Annotated in this window: 17 protein-coding genes; 6 read left to right on the forward strand and 11 right to left on the reverse strand. The window is 41.6% G+C overall.

Features of this window, described 5'->3' with window-relative positions; genetic code table 11:
• The first annotated feature begins 34 nt into the window (after positions 1 to 34).
• Entirely contained in the window at positions 35 to 793 is a 759-nt protein-coding gene (locus tag C0V70_RS06365; RefSeq protein WP_102243033.1) for a VOC family protein, read from the forward strand.
• Between the two features lie 30 nt (positions 794 to 823).
• Here C0V70_RS06365 and C0V70_RS06370 read toward each other — a convergent pair whose 3' ends face one another.
• A complete protein-coding gene (locus C0V70_RS06370; RefSeq protein WP_102243034.1) occupies positions 824 to 1,579 on the reverse strand; it encodes a DUF5602 domain-containing protein in 756 nt (251 codons plus the stop codon).
• Between the two features lie 536 nt (positions 1,580 to 2,115).
• On the opposite strand from C0V70_RS06370, the gene C0V70_RS06375 reads away from it, so the two are divergent.
• From C0V70_RS06375 to hemN, 4 genes are all read left to right on the forward strand, one after another.
• Complete coding sequence (locus tag C0V70_RS06375) at positions 2,116 to 3,054, forward strand: hypothetical protein (protein ID WP_102243035.1); 939 nt, start codon at positions 2,116 to 2,118, stop codon at positions 3,052 to 3,054.
• Positions 3,055 to 3,117: 63 nt separating this feature from the next.
• Positions 3,118 to 4,284: a mechanosensitive ion channel family protein gene (locus tag C0V70_RS06380; protein ID WP_102243036.1), complete on the forward strand. Its 1,167-nt coding sequence runs from the start codon at positions 3,118 to 3,120 to the stop codon at positions 4,282 to 4,284.
• Positions 4,285 to 4,418: 134 nt separating this feature from the next.
• The gene (locus tag C0V70_RS06385) at positions 4,419 to 4,769 is read left to right on the forward strand and encodes a high-potential iron-sulfur protein (protein WP_158649592.1); all 351 of its coding nucleotides are present in this window, start codon (positions 4,419 to 4,421) and stop codon (positions 4,767 to 4,769) included.
• Positions 4,753 to 6,093: an oxygen-independent coproporphyrinogen III oxidase gene (hemN, locus tag C0V70_RS06390; protein ID WP_102243038.1), complete on the forward strand. Its 1,341-nt coding sequence runs from the start codon at positions 4,753 to 4,755 to the stop codon at positions 6,091 to 6,093. The genes C0V70_RS06385 and hemN overlap by 17 nt, the downstream gene beginning before the upstream one ends.
• Here hemN and C0V70_RS06395 read toward each other — a convergent pair whose 3' ends face one another.
• On the reverse strand, positions 6,094 to 6,534 hold the full coding sequence (locus tag C0V70_RS06395) for a universal stress protein (protein ID WP_158649593.1): 441 nt from the start codon (positions 6,532 to 6,534) through the stop codon (positions 6,094 to 6,096).
• A 173-nt stretch (positions 6,535 to 6,707) separates the two neighbouring features.
• Here C0V70_RS06395 and C0V70_RS06400 point away from each other — a divergent pair, with 173 nt between their 5' ends.
• Positions 6,708 to 7,115: a CBS domain-containing protein gene (locus C0V70_RS06400; protein ID WP_102243040.1), complete on the forward strand. Its 408-nt coding sequence runs from the start codon at positions 6,708 to 6,710 to the stop codon at positions 7,113 to 7,115.
• 6 nt (positions 7,116 to 7,121) lie between these two features.
• Here the strand turns inward: C0V70_RS06400 and C0V70_RS06405 are convergent, their stop codons facing one another.
• The 9 genes from C0V70_RS06405 to C0V70_RS06445 form a co-directional block, all read right to left on the reverse strand.
• Complete coding sequence (locus C0V70_RS06405; RefSeq protein ID WP_102243041.1) at positions 7,122 to 7,841, reverse strand: sulfite exporter TauE/SafE family protein; 720 nt, start codon at positions 7,839 to 7,841, stop codon at positions 7,122 to 7,124.
• Entirely contained in the window at positions 7,822 to 9,222 is a 1,401-nt protein-coding gene (gene ccoG / locus C0V70_RS06410) for a cytochrome c oxidase accessory protein CcoG (RefSeq protein WP_102243042.1), read from the reverse strand. Before ccoG ends, C0V70_RS06405 begins: the two co-directional genes overlap by 20 nt.
• Positions 9,219 to 9,806: a cbb3-type cytochrome c oxidase N-terminal domain-containing protein gene (locus C0V70_RS06415; RefSeq protein ID WP_102243043.1), complete on the reverse strand. Its 588-nt coding sequence runs from the start codon at positions 9,804 to 9,806 to the stop codon at positions 9,219 to 9,221. The genes ccoG and C0V70_RS06415 overlap by 4 nt, the downstream gene beginning before the upstream one ends.
• A gap of 1 nt (position 9,807) precedes the next feature.
• Positions 9,808 to 9,993, reverse strand: coding sequence for a cbb3-type cytochrome oxidase subunit 3 (locus C0V70_RS06420; protein ID WP_102243044.1), 186 nt, complete (start codon positions 9,991 to 9,993; stop codon positions 9,808 to 9,810).
• Positions 9,990 to 12,140: a cytochrome-c oxidase, cbb3-type subunit I gene (ccoN, locus tag C0V70_RS06425; protein ID WP_102243045.1), complete on the reverse strand. Its 2,151-nt coding sequence runs from the start codon at positions 12,138 to 12,140 to the stop codon at positions 9,990 to 9,992. Before ccoN ends, C0V70_RS06420 begins: the two co-directional genes overlap by 4 nt.
• Positions 12,137 to 12,328: a cbb3-type cytochrome oxidase assembly protein CcoS gene (ccoS, locus tag C0V70_RS06430; protein ID WP_102243046.1), complete on the reverse strand. Its 192-nt coding sequence runs from the start codon at positions 12,326 to 12,328 to the stop codon at positions 12,137 to 12,139. The genes ccoN and ccoS overlap by 4 nt, the downstream gene beginning before the upstream one ends.
• Positions 12,319 to 14,676, reverse strand: coding sequence for a heavy metal translocating P-type ATPase (locus C0V70_RS06435; protein WP_102243047.1), 2,358 nt, complete (start codon positions 14,674 to 14,676; stop codon positions 12,319 to 12,321). Before C0V70_RS06435 ends, ccoS begins: the two co-directional genes overlap by 10 nt.
• Positions 14,676 to 15,038 (reverse strand): cyclic nucleotide-binding domain-containing protein, encoded by a 363-nt coding sequence (locus tag C0V70_RS06440; protein WP_158649594.1) that lies wholly within the window; start codon positions 15,036 to 15,038, stop codon positions 14,676 to 14,678. The genes C0V70_RS06435 and C0V70_RS06440 overlap by 1 nt, the downstream gene beginning before the upstream one ends.
• 64 nt (positions 15,039 to 15,102) lie before the next feature.
• A complete protein-coding gene (locus C0V70_RS06445; protein ID WP_158649595.1) occupies positions 15,103 to 15,813 on the reverse strand; it encodes a Crp/Fnr family transcriptional regulator in 711 nt (236 codons plus the stop codon).
• Between the last annotated feature and the right edge of the window lie 74 nt (positions 15,814 to 15,887).

Genomic DNA, 15,887 nt, shown 5'->3' on the forward strand with positions numbered 1-15,887 from the left:
GAAATTTATTTTGACCCACATTAGAGGAATATTCATGAAACATTCATTCCAGAACTTTCAAGTTGACCACATGACACTTCTGCTTCAGCCGCGCCTTTATAACGTCGCGTACGTAGCTTTTAATGTTATTTTTGGAGTGACTCCAGAAAACCTTCTTTATGAAAAAAGAAGAGAATGGGTTCCGGGACAAGGTGAGCAGTCACTAACGTTTGCGGTTCAAGTTGGTCAGGCCGCTCCAGATGATAAAGCAAAAAACAAAACGATCTTCGCTGTCGTTCAACCTTCAGAACCTTTGACTCAGCCATCTCACGTAAGAGAGATGCTTGACTCTCACAACTCTGCAGCTCTTTGGCAGCACATCGCTTTAAGAACAAATGATCTTTTGGCTTTCCATAAATTCGCACTTGAGCGCGGAGTTCAATTTATCACTCCAATCCTAAAAGATGATCACGATGACCTGATTCAGGTTTTCAGTGGAGAGTGGTTCTACCCGGGAATCAGATCGAGCGGGATGTTCTTTGAATTCGTTCAAAGAAGACCAAGCGCTGATAGCCTTCTGGCGATTCAGGAAGCAAACCGCGAGTTATGGTTTAGAGATAAAACATTCCTTGGCCTTTATGGAGAAAAAGAGCGCGAGTACCAAAGTGGTAACGTGACTCCATTCCTTGATTTCGCTCTTTTTGAAAAAATCGAAAACGAAATCAAAGGTCTGAAGATTTGGGAAATCACTCCTGATCATATCCAACGCTGTGAGGATATGATGATTGATTTCACTAAGAAGAAAAATTCATAATAAAAGACCCCTCTTACGAGGGGCTTTTTTTTACTGCTCGTAAAAATCTTTTAAAACCACTTTATACATTTTCATGCAGTCATCGTACTTCACTTGGTAGTTTTTAGGATAATAACCATCGTATGGGAATTTGGCTGGCTGACGAATTGGCAGTGTGCTTTCTTCTTTTGAAAGAAGGTAGTCGATTGTTACCATTGGTTCAATGAAGATTGTCTCTCCGCCGTAATAACCATAGATGAATGTGCGGGTAAAAATTCCACCATTAAATTCTGGGGATAATAAGTCTACCCAGTGCCAGCCCATCATAGGAACACCTGCAGGTGTAGGAGCATAGTCAGAGACGAGGTAATCGGCATCTGGCTGCATCAGGCATGGGATAGTATCTTCATCCATGCAGCTGATTGCATGGCGCTCTTCTTCAGTAATAAAATAGAAGTGGATATCAAAGTGTGGTTTATCATAAACACCCATGGGCTCATGGCCATGCGGGTTCCAGTCAAAAGTGATGTGCTTATAAGGATAAACTTCGGTGTTTGCAGGCATAGGTAAAGTGTACTCTTTCATTTCATCGGGAAGACCATTGAGTCCTTCTTCTGAAATCGCTATCCCAATTTCTTTTACTTCTTTGTCATGACCTTTGACGATGTAAGAGCGGGCGTAACCTTCTCCCACATTCACTTTTTCTCCCCAGTACGTTTTGTCATGAGCAAACGCGGTGGTTAAGCTTAATCCGAGCGCAACGGTAAAAAACATCTTCATCAATTTATCTCCTGTAAAAAGTTTCATGATGTCGCCATTGCAAAGAAAGAACCTCGAGATAGAGTTGAGTTTTCTCGGACATTCATCCGAAAATGAGAAAAAGAAAAAGCGTGCAAAGTGTTTTACTCAAGGGATATTTGGTATAGAGAGACCAGTAAATCGGTCGCATTTCCTCACAACAAAAAACAGTGAGTGTGCGATATCATCAAGTTAAGTTCATTTATCAGTTGGCATCGTGAGTGCATTATTAAAAGACAAGATGGCCAGATGAATAGTCTGGTTTGTGTTAGTGAAAGTGTATTGAATAGCTAACACTCAAGTCATTTAAGAGCTAGAAGAGTATGTTTGAAGAGTTACGATTTATAAGATCCACACTCTGATGAATACGTAAAAGATGGTCCATTAATATGTTCCGATCGATTATTTTAGCTTGAAGAACTTGATACTAAAAATCAATAAGAAGCCATCCTTAAACGGGTGGCTTTTTTATTTTTATGACCAACTTAAATTGGTTTGATTTGGTGCTCATTGCGCATCGTTGTTTGATAACCTAATCTCTCGATATGAAAAAAACAATCATACTATTCATTTTGTCGGGGATCTTAGCGTCGTGTGTAGGTGATAGTGGAAGCACTGGCGGTGAGGCAACCATTTTATCTACTTATACAGAAAGACCTTTTCCAGCGGACAATCCATGGAATCAGGATATCTCAAAAGAGCCTGTCGATCCCAACTCAGATGTTTACATCAATTCGTTAGGAAGAACTGCGACTATGCACCCGGACTTCGGGACGTGGTGGGATGGAGCCCCTAATGGGCAACCATTTATTGTTGTTACTGGTAATCAGAAAAAGGTCCCTGTGACTTTTGAATATGCTAGAGAAAGTGATCCTGGACCATATCCGATCCCTGTGGATGCTCCTATTCAAGGTGGACCCAATGGTACTGGTGATAGACACGTGATTGTCGTCGATAAAGACAACAATCTTCTGTATGAGCTCTACCGTGCTTTCCCTGATGGCAACGGTGGATGGACTGCGGTATCGGGAGCAATCTTTGATTTATCGTCTAATAAAATGAGACCAGCGGGACACACTTCTGCTGATGCGGCAGGACTGCCGATTTATCCAGGACTGGTTCGTTATGATGAAGTGATGATTAAGGGAGAAATCAATCACGCGATTCGTTTTACGGCCAATAGAACCCGCCATGATTACGTGTATCCTGCAAGGCATGCGGCCGGCAGCTCCAATGACCCGACTCTGCCTCCAATGGGGATGCGTGTGAGGCTGAAAGCTAATTACGACATCTCTTCTTATCCAGAAAGTGTCCAAGTCATCCTGCGCGCTTTAAAAAAGTATGGGATGATTCTCGCTGACAATGGTGCAAGCTGGATGATCAGTGGTGAGCCTAGCGATAATTGGAACGATCAGGAACTGCATACTATTAAGCAGGTTCCGGGGAGTGCTTTTGAAGTCGTTAAAATGGGAACTTTGAACTAGTAAGAAATTAAACATGCAATTAAAGTTGACTGAGATAAATTATCTCTTCTAAACTTTAATTATATGCTTGATAATTATACTTTCCACATCAAGGCCTTAGTCAATTTAGGGATCTCAGTTGCGATCATCTTTGTGATTTTCTATTGCTGTCAGTTTATTCTTCGTTTGCTAACAAAAAAGCAGCTACCCTGGTTAAAACCTATACATTTTAAAAACAACGAAATTATTTCAGTCGATATGATGGCCATGACTTTGGCCAATACAGTTAGAGTCCTGCAATGGGTTTTAATTTTATCCGCGCTTTATATTTCTATTCCATACATCTTGCAGGAGTTGCCAACAACTCACGATTACGCAGTTACCTTGATGAGTTCTGTGCAAAAAAATCTGTGGCAGGTGGGAGATAGTCTTCTTAATTTTATACCAAACGTATTTTTCATCGCTTTTGTCATTTTTATCACGAGGGGAATTGTAAAATTTCTTAAGTTCATTTTTTCAAAAATCGAAAGAGGAGAACTGGTTATTGATGGCTTCTATGCAGAATGGGGAAATACAACTTTTCAACTCCTGCGTTTTCTTATCTGTATGTTTGCTTTGGTTATTATTTATCCTTATTTGCCAGGGGCCGGGACTAAGGCGCTCGAAGGGGTCTCTGTTTTTGTCGGTCTAATGATTTCCCTGGGATCATCGTCTGCCATTGCCAATATCATTGCAGGTGTAATGATTAGCTACATGCGTGCCTTTAGAATTGGTGACTATGTAAAGATTGGTGATTCGATGGGGAGAGTTGTAGAAAAAGGTTTGATTGTCACTAAGGTGATGACCTATAAAAATGAAGAGATCACTATCCCCAATACTCAAATTTTAAGTTCTCAGGTAACAAACTATACAACTCAAGCGCAGTCAAAAGATCTGATTCTTTATACGACGATAACTATTGGTTATGATACTCCATGGCCGAAAGTTCATCAGATGATGATTGAAGCTGCGGAAAGATCTCCGCTTATTTCTAAGGACAGAAGGCCATTTGTTCTTCAAACGGCCCTAAACGATTACCATATATCTTATCAGCTCAATGCCTTTACCGGACATGAGGATAAGATTCCCGGCGCTTATTCTGAACTTCACCAAAACCTTCAGCAGGTCTTTTCAGAGAATAAAGTCGAGATCATGTCTCCAGGCTTTACAGTGCTTAGAAACCAGCCTAAAGACACAACACCTGTGCTTTAGCGTCGGTTCTTACAAAGAGCATCTCTGCCTCAATTTGCTGCACTTAAATTATTCTTCATAAACTGATATGAATCATGGTTCTTAGGTGTAAAAGCTCTATTATGGGCTTACATAGAAACATTTTGGAGAAATTTATGGAAGACAAATTGACGAGAAGGTCCTTCTTTCAAATGGCAGTCGCTGCAGCGACAATCGTACCATTTGCATTGAAGGCAACTAAGTCGCTGGCCGCTGATAGCTGTCCCAAGGGTCCACCTGCGGGCAAGTCAGTCGCTTCTTCGACAGAGGGAATGGGGAAAGGTTTAGAGTACGTTGTAGACGCTAAAACTTCAAAAAACGCCAAGTATAAAGCGGGGATGGATTGTGGGAACTGTAAGTTCTTCAATGCCGCTAAAGCTGAAGGAGGATATGCTCCTTGTACAATGATGGGAATGAAATACGTTTCTACTTGTGGATGGTGTAAATCTTATGCAAAAAAAGCATAACGAACTCTTACAAAAATACAATCGCCCCGGTCCCAGATACACTAGTTATCCGCCGGTACCATTCTGGAAAGGGGCGCCCGATGAAGCGATGTGGATTGGTCATTTAAAAACCATCTACAGCGATAAAGAGGGGATAGACCTTTATGTGCACGTCCCCTTTTGTGAAAAACTTTGTTACTACTGCGGTTGCAACCGTATCATTACCAAGAATCACAACAACGAAGAAAAGTATGTGGATCTCATTCTCAAAGAATGGGACATGTATAAAACACGACTGGGCTTTACTCCAGTGATCAACTCTCTGCACTTTGGTGGAGGAACGCCGACCTTTTTATCGGCAGAAAATTTAGAAAGACTTATCCAGGGACTGACTGAAAAAAGAAGTCCTTCTTTTATAGGATCAATTGAGATCGACCCAAGAACAACTAAATTAGAGCATCTGGACTGCTTTAAGAAAAATGGCATTGGCCGTGTTTCATTAGGTATTCAGGATTTCGACAGCAACGTACAAGCGGCCATTAACCGCAAACAGTCTTTTGAGCTGGTTGAAAACCTGGTTAATGAATTAAGAGCGCGCGGGATTGATTCGATCAATTTCGACGTTATCTATGGTCTGCCAAGACAAACAGTAGAGACCATCACTGGCACATTTGAGCTTATCAGAAAATTGAAACCAGATCTGATTGCTTATTATAGTTATGCTCATTTGCCGGAAAAATTGAAGAATCAACGTTTAATTAAAACTGAAGAGCTTCCAGATGCCCAAATGAAGCAGGCCTTGTATGAAAAAGGTAAAGAACTTCTGGCCTTTGATGGTTACGAAGATGTAGGGATGGATCACTTTGCTCTTCCTAACAACTTCCTTTACCAGGCAAAAATAGAAAACAGGCTCCATCGAAATTTCATGGGCTATGTTGATAAAAAATCTAAAATCCTTTTAGGACTTGGGCCTTCATCAATTTCAGATTCATCGCTTAGTTTCATGCAGAATGAAAAAGGCTTTAATGAGTATGAAATGAAAATTCAGGCAGGAAAACTTGCGATGATGAACGGACACGTGCATGAAAATGCAGACCTTTGTGCCCAGGAAATCATCTTAACTTTAATGTGCAAAGATGAAGGCGAGATTAAAGAAAGCACTCCGCACTTACAGGAGATCTTAAAAGAGCTGGAAGAGTTCCAGCGCGATGGTCTTCTCATTATTAAAGACAATAAAATCCAGGTTCTCCCTGAAGGCAAGAAGTTCATCCGCAATGTGGCCATGACTTTCGATTTCTATTTCAGAGAGAAAATGCCAAAAGACAAATTCAGTCAGACCATCTAATTACTTAGATGGTCTTAGAACTAAAATATCACATGGTGAGTACTTGCAAAGGAAGTCAGTAAATGAGCTGGAGAAAAAACCGGCAATCCCGTGTCTTCCTCTTGTTGCAGTCACAACTAAATCAGCATTTACTTTTTCTAAATAGTCTTTCACCTTTGCCTCTGGGCTATGGTCAAAGAAACATTTAAAAGTGGCCTGAGCTTCAGGAACTCCAAGAGTTTTTGCCAGGTTTTTCTGAATGGCCACAGCACTTGATTCAATTTCAGCATACTGTGATTCAACGGGGTAAACGTAAGCACTTAGTTCAGAATTGTAGACTTGAATTTCGATAACAGTCACAAAGTGAACTTTAGCGTCTGTGAGGTCCAGGTCGCGCTTTAGTTTTGCCAGTGTTTTGATACTATCTTCTTCGAGTGAGGCGCAAAGAACGTAATTTTTCATAGGATCCTCCTGTATTCTTTTATTCTGGTATAGATAAAAGAGAATGACATTTGTTTTATTGTTCATCTTTTGTTTTCTTTTTCATGTGATCAAGATCATCTTTTGAGAAGCTTTTTGTCAGGTTTGTCTCTGTTGATCAGTTGTAGAATAAAAACAACTAGAAGGAGGAACATATGACTAAAAAAATCCCACAGATTCAGCGCTACATGACAACAACTCCCGTTACAATTGGAAGCCAGGAGTCTTTACAGTCAGCTAAAAGTATTATGAGTGAACTTAACATCAGACATCTTCCAGTTGTGAATGAAGGAAGTATTTTAGGCGTGATTTCGGCCCGCGATATCGACTTTATCCAAGGGATCAGAGGGACAGACCTTGCGACTCAAAAAGTAAAAGATGCCATGACTGTTGAGCCTTATATTGTTTCAGCAGAAACTGAACTGGCCGAAGTGTGTGATGTGATGGCCTCGCAAAAAATAGGAAGTGTCCTGGTTCAAGATAATAAAAAACTTGTCGGGATTTTTACCTGGGTGGATGCGCTTAATGCCATGGCGGAACTAATGCAAACTCGTCTTAAATAATCATTCTTAATGGCACATCATTTGACTGGCGGCCTTTCCCTGTTGATCGGCCGCAGTCGCTTCATTAAATTTCACTACGCGAACACTCACTGTCATAATACCAATCAAAATTAAAGTCACCGCATAGGTCTTGGGAAGTTTACTTTTAAAAGGACTCAGGATTTTTTGGAAAAGCCCAGGTGCCACGACCATTGCCGGAAGGGTTCCAAGCCAAAAGAAGATCATTGAGACAAGAGAAAAAAGTGGGTGGCCAAGGGCCATTGTACCAAGAGCGATTCCGTAGAGCAGACCGCAGGGAAGGAAAATAGAAATGGCCCCAGTGAAAAAGGCCTTTGAGAATCCATTATTTTTAAAAACTAATTTCTTCCAAAGAATACCGTAAAAAGTCCCCATAAATTTCGGCATGGGAAGTTCGGCCTTTTTCCCTCGGAAAGACTGGATTCCCCAGAAAAGAAAAAGCCCTCCCAGGAATACTCCCGGGAGAAGCGATAATAGCGGTGAATTGTTTTCGAACTTTACAAAACTTCCAAGAAAGCCTGCTAAGAGACCAATGGCCATATAACCCAGAAGCCTGCCTGTTTGATAGCGATAGATATCTTTTTCTTTGTCACAACTTGCAGTGACAAGTCCTCCGCACATTCCTACGCAATGAAGGCTTCCGCCAAGACCTGCGAGAAATGAAACCCAAGGAAAAAAATGTTGGATATCAATGGACAGGGCCGACAAGCACAACCTCCTTAGTCGCAATCACGTTTCCTGAACTTTTATCAACAATATCGATATTTATTTTCTTAGTCCCATTTTCCAGTAGAGTCGGAGAGAACTTGAAGAAGACAATGACTTTCTTTTCAAAGCTCACCAGATCAATAGGGGAGATGGGGGTAATAATCTTAATTTTATCCTGCAAGGCCGGATCGTGCACCTTTAAAAGCACTTTATAATCAGCTCCACCCTGGTGGTTAAATTTTACAGTGAAGCGGTTAGTGACGGTCTGGTCAATATAAGTGAACGTCTCGCTGCCTCGAAGAAATAAAATTTGCAGGTCAGTGCTCTTGTTAATGAAAAGAATAAAGATTCCTACAAAAAGAAGAGAGATGGCCGCATAGATCATAGACCTTGGAGTGATGGTTTTTCTTGGCACTCCACTGAGTTCATTTTCAGAGCCATAACGAATCAGACCGGTAGGTCTCTTCATCTTGATCATAATTTCATCGCAGGCATCAATACAGTTTGTACAGGCAATACACTCCAGCTGAGTTCCACGTCTGATATCAATACCAGTCGGGCAAACTTTTACACAGTTGTAGCAGTTGATACAGTCACCTTCGTTTTCACGAAGAACGCCGGGAGTTCCTCTTCTTGGCTCACCACGCTTTTTATCATAGGCAATAACCAGGGAGTTTTCATCCATGATTACTGATTGCATTCTTCCGTAAGGGCAAGCGATGATACAGAATTGTTCTCTGAACCATCCAAAGTCTAAAAGGAAAATTGTTGTAATAATCATTGTCGCAGAAAAGATCCCGAAATGCTCAAGCGGGGAGCCCATTGTCATGTGAAACAACTCGCGCGGGCCAATAAAGTAGCCGATGAATGTATGGGCAATGTGAAGAGAGATAAGAGCAAAGATAATCCATTTCAGAGCTTTTTTAAAAAACTTCTCTGCCGACATCGGTGCTTCATCCAGTGCTCTTCTTTCTCTGGCCGAGCCTTCTATGAAGGATTCAACTTTTAAAAATAAGCTGGAAATGAATACCGTCTGCGGGCATCCCCAGCCGCACCAGACGCGACCGAATAAGCTGGTCATAAAGGCGATAAAAAAGATGGAAGAAATGATGATAAGAAAAAACAAAATGGGGTCAACTCCGAAAAAAGTTGACCCCATAAATGTAAATTCACGGTTAATAATGTCTATCAAGAGCGCAGGCTTCTTGTTGATGTATATCCAGGGCAAGACGAGATAGAGTCCAATTAAAATCCAATAGACAATATCTCTTCTGTCCTTCCAGATTCCTTTAACGTCCTCCGGGTGTAGGTACACCCGGTTTCCGTGTTCATCAACAGTGCCTAAGCGCTCGCTGTCCAGTTCAAAGCGGTTCTTGCTCATTCGACCTTGTTTCCTTGTGGTGCTTTACCACCAGCTTGATGAGTCAGGTGCAGGGTCTGAACGTAAGCGACAACCTGATAGATTTCGTCGCGGCTTAAAACCTCTGACCAGTTAGGCATACCGTTTTCGACAACTCCATTGAATACCACTGGGTATATTGTCTCAGGTGTTCCTTTGGCCCATAACCAATACTCATCAGTTAAGTTCGGACCGATGTCTCCTTTACCTTTTTCAAGGTGGCAGGCCACACAGTTGTTAGTGAAGACTTCTTCACCTTTTTTAATTCCATCCGGAGTGTTGAATTTGGCAAAAACTTCCGGGTTAAAAGCAGATTCCTGCTTCTTAAATTCTGCTTGGGCCGCAGCGATGACAGCGTAGTCCTTTTTAAATTCATCGCGCAGAGTAGGCCCGCCCATTAATTGATAATAGGTAAAGTAACAGATAGCAAATATGATACCACCATAGAAAGTGGCGGACCACCAAGATGGAAGGGGGTGGTTTAATTCCTGAATTCCATCATAGTTGTGGTCTAAGAGAAGATGTTTTTCATTTTCTTCGACGTGAAGTTTTGTTTCTTGTTTCATATTAGTGTCCTCTTCTCATTTCAGTCACCCCGTCTTCCAGAGGGATCATTGAAGCCTGGTCATACATTCCTTTATTGTCTTTTTTATAAGTCCAGTATGTGTAGGCTGAAAAACAAACCACGAAGATAATAAGTCCAGTGATTGGCAGCCATGGCATATCAAAAGTGCTTAGAGCTTCCTGTTTCATTGTTGAACCTCCGATTTACCGTAATCCACACCAATACGTTGTAGGTAAGCAATCAGTGGGATGATTTCTTTATCCAGAACTTTTTCAGGTACACCTGCTTCAACTAAGTTGTCGCGGATTGACTGGGCCTGAGCTTGGGCATTGGCCACAGAAGCATCGATTTCTGCCTGAGAGTATGGAACCCCTAGAGTCTGCATAACTTGCATTTTCTTTGGAAGTGATCCGTAATCAGTTTTCTGGTCAAATAGCCAAGTGTAACGAGGCATGATTGATCCGGCAGTTACTTCGCGAGGGTCCCACATGTGACGGTAGTGCCACATATTTGGGTATTTTCCACCAACGCGCGCAAGATCCGGTCCAGTTCTCTTAGAACCCCATTGGAATGGGTGATCGTAGACGAATTCAGCGGCTTCAGAAGCTTTACCATAACGAAGAACTTCGTGGGCCATCGGACGAACAGTTTGCGAGTGACATAGGTAACAGCCTTCACGGATATAAATATCGCGTCCAAGAAGTTCAAGCGGAGTGTATGGTTTAACTACATCAAGTTTTGTGATGTATTGTTTAGATAAAACCGCAGGAACAATTTCAATCGCTGTACCAACAAGGATGGCAACCAGAGAAAGAACAGCGAAAATCATCGGCCATCCTTCCAGTTTTCTGTGAGGAGCAGCTCCTTGTTCGATAGAAGAGTCATCAAGAGCGTAAGCTTCGTAAACTTCTTCTTTGCCAACTGATCCAGATTTCGCTGTTTTGTATAAGTTATAGATCATGATAACAAATGAAACGAGTACGAATGTTCCACCAATTGCTCTTACCCAATACATTGGAACAATTTTTACAACTGATTCAATAAAGTTTGGATAAACGAGTTTTCCAGAAGCATCGATAGCTCTCCACATTAGTGACTGACTGATACCGGCAATCCACATTGATACGATGTAGAGAATAATACCGATTGTGGCCGTCCAAAATTGGATAGTTGCTAAGCGTTTTGAGTAAATTTCAGCATTCCATAATCTTGGGACAAGAAAGTATAGAACACCAGCAGTTAATAGGTAATTCCATCCAATCGTTCCGGCGTGAACGTGTCCAGGAATCCAGTCAGTGAAGTGGGCAATAGAGTTTACAGATTTAATTGAAAGTAGTGGTCCTTCAAAAGTCGACATACCGTAGAAAGTTAGGGCAAGCGCCATGAATTTTAGAACCGGGTCTGTACGAACTTTGTCCCAAACTCCTCTAAGAGTTAAAAGACCGTTGATCATACCACCCCAGCTTGGTGCCCAAAGTGCAACCGAGAAAACCATCCCCAGTGTTTGTGCCCATTCCGGAAGTGTTGTGTAGAGAAGGTGGTGAGGTCCAGCCCAGATGTAGATGAAAACCAGAGACCAGAAGTGGATAATAGACAGTCGGTAAGAGTAAACCGGACGGTTGGCCGCTTTAGGGACATAGTAATACATTAGACCTAAAAACGGAGTTGTTAAGAAGAAGGCAACCGCATTGTGCCCGTACCACCACTGTACCAGAGCATCCTGAACACCGGCATACAGCGAATAAGATTTACCAATCGAAACTGGAATCTCAAGCGAGTTGATGATGTGAAGAACAGCAACAGTGATAATTGTTGCGATATAAAACCAGATCGCTACATAAATGTGGCGCTCTCTTCTTCTGATGATTGTTCCAAAAAAGTTAACCGCAAAGACAACCCAGATAACTGTGATGGCGATATCAATCGGCCACTCAAGTTCGGCGTATTCTTTACCGGTTGTAATCCCGAATGGAAGAGTTAGTGCAGCTGCAACAATAATGAGCTGCCATCCCCAAAAGTGGATTTTAGAGAGTGTGTCGTTAAAAAGCCTCGCCTTTAACAATCTTTGGTGAGAGTAGTAGATCCCGGCAAAGATGGCGTTACCACAAAACGCAAAAATGGCAGCGTTAGTGTGGAGTGGACGAAGACGTCCGAAAGTGGTCCATTGAAGACCAAGGTTAACATGCCAGTCAGCAAGCTGAAAGGCGATCGTTACACCAAGAAGCAGAGCTACTGCCCCCCAGATAACTGTCGCGATGACAAATAGACGTACTATCTGGTCATCGTAGGAAAAGTACTCGAGCTTCCCAGTTCGAGTGGATACGTGCGCGTTCATAGTTCTCCCTTGTGGGTGTTGTTATTAGACATGTTATTAGACACTTTATTATGTTCATCTAAAAGCATTCTGTGTCCCGGTGTTTCCAGGTCATCGTATTGGCCTTTGATCGTCATCCAAATAAATGAACCGACAAAGAAAGCACCAAGTAAAAGAGCGAGAGGAATTAAAAAGGTGATTATTTCCATAACTTCCTTAAAGTTTTAGTTCCAGTTAAAGTTGAGATCAGTACAGTCAGTGAACTAAGTGGCATAATAATCGCTGCTGCCAGCGGTGAAATATGTCCGGTATAGGCCAGGAAGACTGAGACACTATTATAAGAAATAGAAAGCACCAGGTTTCTGTAGATGACTTTCATCGTTTCTTTTGAGATCACCATAAGTTCAGCAACAGAAGAAAGCCCCGGATAATTCATATAGACATCAGCGGCGCGAAGAGAGATGTCCATTGCTCCAAAAACCGCGATCCCTGTTCCGGCACTGGCCAGAGCTATCGCATCGTTGGCACCATCTCCCACCATGATTGAGTTAGGAGTAGACTTAATGACCTGACTTTTTTTCTCAGGAGAAAGCTCCGCCTGATACTCATCATTAGTCAAACCAAGTTTTAAAGCGATCTCTTTTACGTGCTCTGTTTTATCTCCGGAAAGAATTTGTAGTTTTAATCCTTCATTTCTTAGAGCATTTAAGGAAGCCTGAGCATCCGGTCTTAGGGCATCCTGAATCTTAAATTCCGCCACTAAAATATGGTCTTCATAAATTCCATAATTTTTAATTTCGTAAAAGTGTCCATTGATATGTCCGCTTACTCCCACGCCTGGCATTTCTTTTAAATCAGAAACATCATAGTCGCGAGGAAGAGAAGATTTAACGAACTCTTTTAAACATATTGCCACTGGGTGGAGCGAGGTTCTCTCCAGGTTGTGAATAATATCAAACACCGAAAGTGCTGTTTGGTTGATAATATTCATCTGCATAACCTGAAGTTGGTTTTGAGTGATTGTTCCGGTTTTATCTATAAAGATTTTTTGGGCGCGTGAAAGTTTTTCAATCACGGCGTCGTCTTTTATGATGATTCCCTTTTGGGCCGCCTTGGAAAGAGTGCGGATAAAAGTTAAGGGAGTTGCAATCGCTAAGGCACACGGGCAAGTGACAATCAAAAGAGTGAGAGCAAGTTCCAGTGCTTCTTTCTGACTACCATGGCGTGCTGTCACGAAGTAGAGGATAACTGAAAGAGTCAGAACCGCACCAGCAAAGTACTTGGAAATCTGATTTGTGATATCGATGATCTGGGCCTTTTGCCCCCAACCAGTTTCTACATTCTTTAAGATTTTTCCAAGACGACTTTCGTGATTGGCCTTCTCAACCTCAATGATAAGCTCACCGCTCACATTCATAGTGCCAGAGAATACCTGGTCTTGAGCTTTGATTTTTTGCAGACCTGATTCACCAGTTAGAAGAGAGTTATTCAGGTAAGATTCGCCAGAGATGACTTTGCCATCGGCCGGGATAACCTGGTTTGGAAGAATTTTTAAGAGATCGTTTGGCCTAATGAATTTAGGGTGGATTTCTACCACGTCGCTATGATTATGTTCATTCACCTTTAAAACACTTTCTCCCTGATAGAAGAAATGCAGGTCACTTGTGCTTAGACCTTTTTCCTGAATCAATTTCAGGAAGTAACGTGAAAGAAGAAGGAGGAAAACCAGGGCAGTCAGTGAATCGAAATAGTTTTCCGGCACGTGGTTGATCAGGTTATAAATTCCCATGATCCCACCCATAATAAGCGAAAGTGAAATAGGTACATCGATTGAAAGAGTTTTGTTTTTAAGAGCGATGTACGAATTTTTATAAAATGGAAACGCACAGTAAGTTAAAACCGGAATGGCAAAGAGTACGGTCAGTGCATTGAAGACTTGTTCGTATTCAGGTCCAGCGCCCGCATAAAGAGACACAGCATAAAGCATAATGTTCCCGGCAGCGGCAGCAGCAATACCGATTTTTAAAATCATTGAGCGTTCTTCTTTGATTTTTAAATCAGCTGTTGATTGGTTGATTTTTAGTGGGTGAGGGCGGTAACCGATTCCATCAAGTTCTTTGGCCACCAGAGAAAAGTCCCCAGTGCTGTCGATTGAAATCGTAGCCACAGAGCGACCCATGTTAAGCTTAGCTGAAAGAACACCCGGAACAAACGCCGGAAGCTTTTCAATTATCCAAAGACAGGCCAGGCAATGGATTCCTTCAAGGTAGAACTCCATTGTCAGTTCGTTGTTTAAATTTCTATAAGCGTACTCATTTAAGAACTCAGTGTCATTGAGGTAGGAGTAGTGATTATTCTTTAATTCAACTGGGGCGCGTTTTTTTAAGAGAGCGACATTCTTTTTAATGTCGTAGTACTCTGAGAGGCCTTTGAAATTGATGATGTTGTAAACTGTTAAACAACCCTGGCAACAAAATGGACCGGCATCGTGGTCGTGACCTTTGTGATAGTAAGCAGTAAGAACTTCCTGATCGCAGTGAATGCAAGCGCTCATCATTATGTCTCAACAATTTGTTTTAATAAATTAACTATATCAGAATCTGCTTTTTGATATATCTCAATTAAAGTCGACTTATCTAAAAAACATACTTGAGTATTGGGGAATACTTCAGCACTGATCGGACTTGGGACTTTGTTCATCAACTCAGCAACGCCGATTAATGAACCGCTCTGAAGCATTTTTTTGAATTTCTTTTTTTTACTGATCTGGATCGAGCCATCTAACACAAGATAGCCCGAGATCGGGATCTGCCCCTCATAAAAAAGATGAGAGTGAGATTTGTAAACTTTAGTAGGGAAGTAGGCCGTAATTTTTTCGATCAAATCTCTACTTAGTTCGATGTGCTTTAAGAATTTCATAAGCACATCATACATTCGCAGAGAGAGAGAAAATATAATCTAAATCAGCTTTCGAAAAAAAATATTAATAATGAATATTGGCCCAGTTCAACAACTCTTCTTCATCGATAATGTAGATAATTTTTCCTTCTTGCTCGATGATACCGGCATCTTTGAACTCTGTCATAAAACGGATAAGTGTTTCATTTGCAGTTCCAATCATTGTGGCCATCTCTTCGCGAGTAAGTTTAAGGTCAATTCTCCATCTATTACCCTCTTTAGTCCCATGAGTCGTTTTTAAAGAGAGAAGAAGTTCTGCTAAACGTTCGCGGACATTTTTCTGGTGAAGGGAAGTCAGCTTATTTTCAGCATTCCCCATATCGCGTGAAAGCTTATTGATGATATTCAGTGCCACTGATGGATTTTTTTCAATCAGTGAAAGAATGTATTTTTTGTCGATGAAACAAACTTCTGTATCTTCCATAGCAGTTGCAGTCTTTCCAAAATCTTCATCAGTGAAAAGAGAGCGGTGACCAAGGATGTCGCCAGCATGAACGATGCGCACGATTGACTCTTTGCCATCAATACCAGTGCGAGTTAGCTTGATGTTCCCAGTGCTGATGCAATAGAGACCAAACGGGTGAGTTCCTTGAACGAAAAGAGTTTGTCCCTTTTTGTACTTGTTAGTAATCTTGTGCTGGCTGATATCTTCCAGTTCGGCAAGATTCATGTTGCAGAAGATTCCATCATTCTTTGAGGGGCAGTGTTCACAGCTAGAGTGAGCGTCCTTTTTCATTGCTTTATTTTCCTTGGTTCTATCAGCTATTAACTTAACATTTAATGAGTAAAAAAACATGAGATACGTCATGT

Origin of the sequence: Bacteriovorax stolpii, assembly GCF_002872415.1 — a bacterium.
Taxonomy (GTDB): Bacteria; Bdellovibrionota; Bacteriovoracia; order Bacteriovoracales; family Bacteriovoracaceae; genus Bacteriovorax; species Bacteriovorax stolpii.